General features: G+C 60.6%; 8 protein-coding genes and 2 tRNA genes. 5 read left to right on the top strand and 5 right to left on the bottom strand.

Annotated features, from left to right (window positions below):
* Positions 1 to 18 precede the first annotated feature (18 nt).
* Entirely contained in the window at positions 19 to 1410 is a 1392-nt protein-coding gene (locus NKI70_RS16475) for a Ppx/GppA phosphatase family protein (RefSeq protein WP_352700284.1), read from the bottom strand.
* A gap of 494 nt (positions 1411 to 1904) precedes the next feature.
* Here NKI70_RS16475 and NKI70_RS16480 point away from each other — a divergent pair, with 494 nt between their 5' ends.
* The 3 genes from NKI70_RS16480 to NKI70_RS16490 all read left to right on the top strand — a co-directional run bounded on the left by NKI70_RS16480 (position 1905) and on the right by NKI70_RS16490 (position 3362).
* Positions 1905 to 2837: a lysylphosphatidylglycerol synthase domain-containing protein gene (locus NKI70_RS16480; RefSeq protein ID WP_352590477.1), complete on the top strand. Its 933-nt coding sequence runs from the start codon at positions 1905 to 1907 to the stop codon at positions 2835 to 2837.
* A 119-nt stretch (positions 2838 to 2956) separates the two neighbouring features.
* Positions 2957 to 3030 (top strand) — tRNA-Gln (locus NKI70_RS16485).
* 116 nt (positions 3031 to 3146) lie between these two features.
* Positions 3147 to 3362, top strand: a complete 216-nt coding sequence (locus tag NKI70_RS16490; protein WP_352571489.1) for a hypothetical protein — start codon at positions 3147 to 3149, stop codon at positions 3360 to 3362.
* 211 nt (positions 3363 to 3573) lie between these two features.
* On the opposite strand, the gene NKI70_RS16495 is transcribed toward NKI70_RS16490, so the two are convergent.
* On the bottom strand, positions 3574 to 3873 hold the full coding sequence (locus NKI70_RS16495) for a hypothetical protein (RefSeq protein ID WP_352571491.1): 300 nt from the start codon (positions 3871 to 3873) through the stop codon (positions 3574 to 3576).
* A gap of 252 nt (positions 3874 to 4125) precedes the next feature.
* Between NKI70_RS16495 and NKI70_RS16500 the strand changes: the two genes are divergently transcribed.
* A complete protein-coding gene (locus NKI70_RS16500) occupies positions 4126 to 4548 on the top strand; it encodes a CBS domain-containing protein (protein WP_023674444.1) in 423 nt (140 codons plus the stop codon).
* 155 nt (positions 4549 to 4703) lie between these two features.
* Here the strand turns inward: NKI70_RS16500 and NKI70_RS16505 are convergent, their stop codons facing one another.
* Both NKI70_RS16505 and NKI70_RS16510 read right to left on the bottom strand, forming a co-directional pair.
* Positions 4704 to 5129 (bottom strand): hypothetical protein, encoded by a 426-nt coding sequence (locus tag NKI70_RS16505; RefSeq protein ID WP_023674443.1) that lies wholly within the window; start codon positions 5127 to 5129, stop codon positions 4704 to 4706.
* A 733-nt stretch (positions 5130 to 5862) separates the two neighbouring features.
* Positions 5863 to 6294 carry a YybH family protein gene (locus NKI70_RS16510; protein WP_352590473.1) on the bottom strand — a complete coding sequence of 144 codons (432 nt, stop codon included), beginning with the start codon at positions 6292 to 6294 and terminating at the stop codon, positions 5863 to 5865.
* Between the two features lie 262 nt (positions 6295 to 6556).
* Here NKI70_RS16510 and NKI70_RS16515 point away from each other — a divergent pair.
* Positions 6557 to 6630, top strand: a tRNA-Gln gene (locus NKI70_RS16515).
* A gap of 196 nt (positions 6631 to 6826) precedes the next feature.
* On the opposite strand, the gene NKI70_RS16520 is transcribed toward NKI70_RS16515, so the two are convergent.
* Positions 6827 to 7226 (bottom strand): hypothetical protein (locus NKI70_RS16520; protein WP_352724750.1); only part of this gene is annotated, 400 nt, incomplete at its 5' end.

Here is a 7226-nt window from a genome sequence, read left to right on the forward strand (position 1 = left end):
GGCAGCCACTTTTCGGGATCATGCTCTGCCTCGCCCATTATTGCGCCAGACGCCGTCATCGGCCATCAATTCGCTCAATATGCCCTCGCGCAGGCCGCGGTCGGCGACACGCAGCCGCTCCGACGGCCAGACGGCACGGATCGCCTCCAGTATGGCGCAGCCGGCCAGAACCAGGTCGGCGCGGTCGGCGCCGATGCAAGGGTTGGCGACGCGCTGCTGGAAATCCCAGCCGACCAGTTTTTCGACCATGCGGTCGACGCTGTCGCGATCCATCCACAGCCCGTCGACGCGGCGGCGGTCATAGCGTTCGAGGTCGAGATGAACGCCGGCCAGCGTCGTCACAGTGCCCGATGTGCCGAGCAAATGGAATTTCGGGCTGGACAGGAGGTGGCTCAGCCGATCGCGCCCGTCGAAGGCGCGCAGCCGCATTGCGACATCCTCGACCATGGCGCCAAAGATCGCGCGCGTCACCGTGCGGCCGCCAAAACGCTCGGCCAGCGAGACGACGCCGACCGGCAGCGACGTCCACGAGACGATGTGGTTGGCAAGCCTTGGCGAGCGCTGACCGGTGAGGTCGATCAGCGCAATTTCGGACGAGCCGCCGCCGATGTCGAACAGCACGACGCCTTGCGTGTCGCGCTCGACCAGCGAGCCGCAGCCCGACACCGCCAGCCGCGCCTCGGTCTGGCGGTCGATGATCTCGAGCTTCAGGCCGGCCTCGCGCTCGACGCGCTCGAGGAACTCGACGCCGTTGGCGGCGGTGCGGCAGGCCTCGGTGGCGATCAGCCTGGCCTTCCTGACCTTGCGGTTGCGCAATTTGTCACCGCAGATCTTCAGCGCCTCGACCGCGCGGTCCATTGCGGCGTCGCCAAGCCGACCATTGGCGGTAAGGCCCTCGCCCAGCCTGACGATGCGCGAGAACGCATCGATGACGCGGAACTGGCCATGGCGCGTCGGCACCGCGACCAGCAGCCGGCAATTGTTGGTGCCGAGATCGAGCGCGGCAAACACCGGCAATTCCTGCAGCGGCGGCGGTGTGCGGGCACCTTGCCCCGGCCTTGGCGGAGCTGAGGGCGGAGGCGCGTAAGCCGCTGGCTGGGGCGGGCGCGCGGCCGGGGCCTCGTTGGCGGCGGGCACCGAAGCGCCGGCCGCCAGCGGACGAGTCTCGTCGCGTGCGAAAACCTTGCGCCCGCGCCGGCGCTTGCGCCGTTTCTTGGGTTTGCCGTTCTGATGCGAGCCGTTCTGGCCCTTGTGGTCGTGGGACGTGTCGCCAGCCTGTCCATTGCCGGACCGGGGCTGCACTTGACGGCCGTAGCGTCCGGTGGATGGGCTTGCCTGGCCGGACGGCGTCGGCGAACCCCTGGACACGCCCACTTCCGGCGCGCCAGCGCCGGCGTCGTGGTCTTCCACTGTCGTTCCTTCCGGCGCCGCGCGAACCGAGATCGGACGCAGCAGGCGCTTTTACATGTTCAAGTTGCCGCCAGACTATCAGCGCCGGGCCGGATCACCAAGAGTGCCCGCAGCGAATTTTGCCGGCGGCGTGAAGGCGGCGACGTCGGTGACCCCTTCTCCCCTTGTGGGAGAAGGTGGCCGAGCGAAGCTCGGTCGGATGAGGGGTGCTGGACGGATCGCGGCATTGAAGATGTAACCCCTTCAAATCATTTTATTTTTTCGAGCTGAGTTCCTTCCGGCACCCCTCATCCGGCTCGGCGCTGCGCGCCGATCCACCTTCTCCCACAAGGGGAGAAGGGAAGGCGCGAGCGCCACAACGCGCCTTCCCGGTTGAATAGCCGGCTTCAATGAGGCATTTCTGAAATGGAGGGGTAAACCATTCGGGAGCGCGGGCGGTTTTCCTGCTGCGAACCGGAAATCGGGTACGGGCTGCAACGCATGATCGTCAGGCCATGAACTGGAGGCGTTATTTCTGGCCCGTGATCGGCATCGCCGCTGTGGTGTTCTCGCTGTGGCTGCTGCTGCACGAATTGCGCGGCATCTCGCTCGACGATGTCTGGGCCGGCATAATCGCCATCCCGGCGCGCGGCTGGGTGCTGGCGGCGCTGAGTTCGGTCATCGCCTATGCCTCGCTCGCCGGTTACGACCACATCGCGCTGCTGCACATCGGCAAGAAAGTCTCGTGGCTGTTCGTCACCTTCTGCTCGTTCACCACCTACGCGCTGTCGCACAATATCGGCGGCTCGGTGTTTTCCGGTGCGGTGATCCGCTACCGCGCCTACGGCACCAAGGGCCTGACCGGGCAGGACGTCGGCATTCTGGTGGCGATCTGCTGGATCACCTTCGTGCTGTCGACGCTGTTCGTCTCAAGCATCGTCCTGCTGCTCGAGCCCGAGGTGATCGACCGGTTTTCCGGCACGCCGCATCACCGGCTGGCGCAGGCGGGAGGGCTCGCCATGCTGCTCGTGGTGGCGGCCTATGTCTTCGGCAGCTGGCTGCATCTCAGGCCGCTGAGGATCGGCAGCTTTCAGCTGCACTACCCGGCGCTGCCGATCGTGGCGCGGCAATTGCTGGTCGGCCCGATCGAGCTCCTGGCGGCAGCGGCGATCATCTTCTTTGCCCTGCCCGCCGCCGGCAATCCCGGCTATTTCGTCGTGCTCGGCGTCTTCCTGGTGTCGTTCTCGATCGCGCAGATTTCACATGCGCCGGGCGGGCTGGGCGTCTTCGAGGTGGTGTTCCTCGCGGGCTTGTCACATATGGACCAGGTCGGCGTGCTGGCGGCGCTGCTGGTGTTCCGGCTGTTCTACCTGATCATCCCGCTGCTGATCGCACTCGGCGTGGTGCTGTTCTTCGAGCACTCGCAATACAGCCGCAGCGAGAGTTGAAGCGCGGGAAGCCGACGATTGAACCCAGACACAGGGTTGACTATTTTCCGGCGGCGGCTACAAGGCACGCGCGGCGACGTCGCCGCCCTGCCCGTGTGGTTTTCAACAGCCGCGCCTGCTGGGGAATAGGTTAACGGTAGACCCACGGACTCTGACTCCGTTAGTCCTGGTTCGAATCCAGGTTCCCCAGCCAGCTTCTTTTTTTCAATAGAAACAATTACTTAGATCATTCCCGAAAATGGCATGTGTTACAACCATGCGGATGATCCGCATGGTATTCTATCCGCATCATTCGGACCGGGAGGTGGCATGAATCTTCGATGGTCAATAAACCTGCTTGAGGACGGCGCTGTCGTCACTCAGGAAGGCGAATATCTCGGAACTTGGGGAATCGATGAGTCGGACGCGATATATGAATTCACGCCAGACGGTGCAGCTGAGCCGTTGCTGTGCAGTGGATTTGTGAAGTTCCTATGCGATAGCATTGAACAATGGCACAGCCTGCAACAGAGCGGCGGCGCGTGAGCCACTCGCGATCGAAGCTGTCAAGTGCCTGCGTCCGCGCACGACGTTGATCCTTATACTTGCTGGACGGCTGAGCACACTACATCTAGGAATTACGGTGACAGTGCACTTTTTACCATGTCGCCCCGTGTCTAGATTGACCGCATGGTGCACCTTGCCCGCGTTCCCGCCCTGCCGCATCCCCGGACCGTACGGGCGAGCCAAAGTGTTTTCACGTCCGAAGACTATGTGTTCCGCAAGAACTGCTCATCGAGTATTGCCGCGTCGCCGATGTCGCGGTTTTTCGATGCACCCGGGGGCCGAGAGTATCGCCGGGCAAATCGGCAAAGCCGAGAAACCCGGAAACGAGCCAGGCGGCGAAAAGAAAATAGTGCACCGGAATTACGGTGACGGTGCACTTTTTACCATGTTCGCCCCGCCGCATCGTGTAACCTTGCCCGCGTTCCCGGTCTGCCGCAGCACCGTACAGGCGAGCCAAAGTGTTTTCACGTCCGAAGACTATGCGTTCCACAAGGACCGCTCATCGAATATTGCCGCGTCGCCGATGTTGCGGTTATCGATGCTGGGGGATGCGGCAGACCGGGAACGCGGGCAAGGTGCACCATGCGGCGGGAGCGACATGGTAAAAAGTGCACTGTCACCGTAATTCCGCATGACAACCACCGCAAAATGCGGGTCTGGATGATGACCTCTGGCAGCCAAACCCCGTCCGCGTTAGAATGGGACAGGGGGACATTCACCAACCCAGCAAGGGAGGTCCGCCATGAAGGTCAAAGACGCAATGCATAAGGGTGTCGACTGGGTCAGCCCCGAAACCGCTGTCACCGAACTGGCGAAAATGATGCGAGCCCAGGATATCGGGTCGATTCCCATTGGAGAGAACGACCGACTGATCGGAATGGTGACCGACCGCGATATTGTCTGCAACGGACTGGCAGAAGATGGTTTCGACGGCCGCATCGCAACGGCGCGCGATGTTATGACGGCCGGCATTCACTGCTGCCGCGAAGACGACGATCTGGCCAAGGCCGTACGGCACATGGAAGAACTGAAAATCCGCAGGTTGCCGGTGATCAACAAGAATATGCGGATGGTCGGCATCCTTAGTGTCGGCGACGTCAGTCAGTCGGCACCGAGGGAACTGGTGTCCGAATACGTCAAGAGCGTTTCCGCCCACCACCACTGAAGGGCGGCTCGCCCGTGCGCTAAGGCCTCAGTCTGCCGCCGCGCTGGCCACAGCGCGCCGGCAGAAATGTCCGGTCATCGAGGCCGTGGCGCACCGGAAAAGCCCGCCGGCCGAAGCCGGCTGGAGCGTCTGCAGTCGCCAGAGTGTGGGTAACTTTATGCAGCCTTCAGGTTAATCACCCGCATCACTGCGACCGCTGTTCCGTTGTTCGTAGCAGCCTCCTTCGTGCTACCCTTGCCGCAGCTCCATACGTCACCCTCCTTGGCCGTGAACTGCATGTCTCCGGCCGTGACCTGCAGCTCGCCTTCAGTGACCGTGCAGACCATATCGTCGGCCATGACATCCCCGAGCGGGCTAGTTGCCTTTGGCTGGTAGACGACGTCTTCCATGGCAATTTTCTTGTACCCCTTGATATGGGAGTCTCGTGTTCCCAGTTCGACGAGCCGAACGCCGGGAAAAATCTCTTTGCCATCAGTCGGACCGTAGGTCTTGGCCGCTACCGGAATGGGCTTTGCGACCAATAGCGGGGCCGCCAACGAGGTGGCACCAAGGGCGAGAGCATTACGTCGATTCATCTTCATAACATCCTCCCTGAGTTAGTTCGCCCGACCGGGCGAACCTGATATTTTACGCTCCCGTTCAGCCAAATAGTCAAAACACAATTGGGCAAGCCAACGCCTGGCCTGCGCGCGTTCTGGCGTGCCGCTGTCCTACACCGCCGAAGGTGCTTCGCGCGTCTTGGCGGCTCGCTGCGGCTGGCTGCGCATGGCCTGCCTGCCACACCTCTTGACTGTCCGAGCGGGTTAGATACTTTTTGCTGCGTGCCTTGAGAAAAGCGGTGCCGGGCACCTTGGCCAGCCGCGTGATAACCGACGAATGGGTGAGCCCTCACGTCGAAGAGAAAGAAGAAACAGCACCAGCTCTTGCTGGCCGCGCTGCCTAAAGCGAAACCGAAAATGACCTAGATTGTTGATGCGACGCCGGAAATTGGCCGCTAAGGATGAATTACGGTGACAGTGCACTTTTACCATGTCGCCTCCGCCGCATTGTGCACCTTGCCCGCGTTCCCGGTCTGCCGCGTCTCCCCGGCACCGTACCGGCGAGCCAAAGTGTTTTCACGTCCGAAGACTATGTGTTCCATAAGAACTGCTGATCGAGCATTACCGCGTCGCCGATGTCGCGGGTTTCGATGCAGCTGTGGGCCGAGAGCATCGCCGGGCAAATCGGCAAAACCGAGAAACGCGGAAAACGAGACAGGCGAAAGGAAATTAGTGCACTGTCACCGTAATTCCTAAAACCTCTCCGGCAACCCTTCTACTCCCCGACAATGGACGTCGACGGGCGTGCCGAGGTTATCGGATCGGCATGACGAAGGACGATCCTCCACGCGCCTTCCTCGCGCCGGAATATGGTGGTGACTCGAAGCGCAATCGGCACCAGTTTGTTGCCACCACCGACCTTGGATTGGAACCGCTCGACCTCGACGATGTATCCCAAATCGGCTGTCGCATACTCCGATATGCGCTCAAAGCCGATGGCCTTGCCGTGCCGGTAATTGGTGGCGGCCCGTTCCATGGTCTCAGCGGCCTTTCTCCATCCCTTCGCCGGCGGGCCAAAGGGATTGGCAATAATGACGTCGTCCTGTCGCGAGTAGAGGTTTTTCAAGGGCTCAGGATCGCCCTTTACGAAGGCATCCAGAGCCAGATGATCCTGCTCGATAAATTTCGTCAGGTCGGAGGCCAACATCTTAACATCGCCACATGACTAAAAAGAGAACTCTATCAAACACTTCATCCGCCCTTCGCCTAGGCGTTCGGGCTGGTGTCCGGAGTATAGATCAGAATTACGGTGAGTGCACTTTTTACCATGTCGCCCCCGTCGCATGATGCACCTTGCCGGCGTTCCCGGTCTGCCGCATCGCGGGGCAAATCGGCAAAGCCGTGAAACCCGGAAAACGAGGGCAGGCGGCGAAAAGAAAATAGTGCACTGTCACCGTAATCGCGCCTGCTAGGGAATGGGTTAACGGTAGACCCACGGACTCTGACTCCGTTAGTCCTGGTTCGAATCCAGGTTCCCCAGCCAATTGATTGGTCTATTTTGGACCTCAACACAAAATCCGAAATCGAGCGAAGTCCGTAGCAAGAGCGACGCCAAAATGTCGCGTCTTGGGTGCAAAGCGTCAGCGCTGGTCTTGGCGTAGGGAAGCTTCTTTCGGAACGACCCTGCTTAGCGCCATGACATCCTCTGTTAGCGAAAATTAGGAATATTGTTCCTTCCGCTAATCCTTTAATAGACTGAGGAGAGCGATGGTCGCAGCAACGATTCCAACAACGAGGTTGATGGTCTCTTGGCCAACAGTTAGGTCCCGCCTGCCACCCCACATACGATTAGTGCCCCACCAGACGAGGACTGCCGCGACAAAAAGAAACCATGCCCTAATTAGGCGATCCGGAGTTAGCTGCTCGACATTGACCCAAAACGAGCCAACAAACGCAAGGAAGAACAGTATTCCGCACACAGCAGCAAAGACTCCAGACCCGATCGGCTTGGGTTCACTCATGCTTTGATCCTCCCCTTTTTTGGTGGATTCGTCGTAAGCGCGAATTTCCCCGCACCTTTTGCTGTTGAGTGCTCTGATGCATGAGGTGTCCACCAAAATAGGTGGACACCTTGTGATG

It is taken from the genome of Mesorhizobium sp. M0500 (assembly GCF_040321165.1).
Taxonomy (GTDB): domain Bacteria; phylum Pseudomonadota; class Alphaproteobacteria; order Rhizobiales; family Rhizobiaceae; genus Mesorhizobium.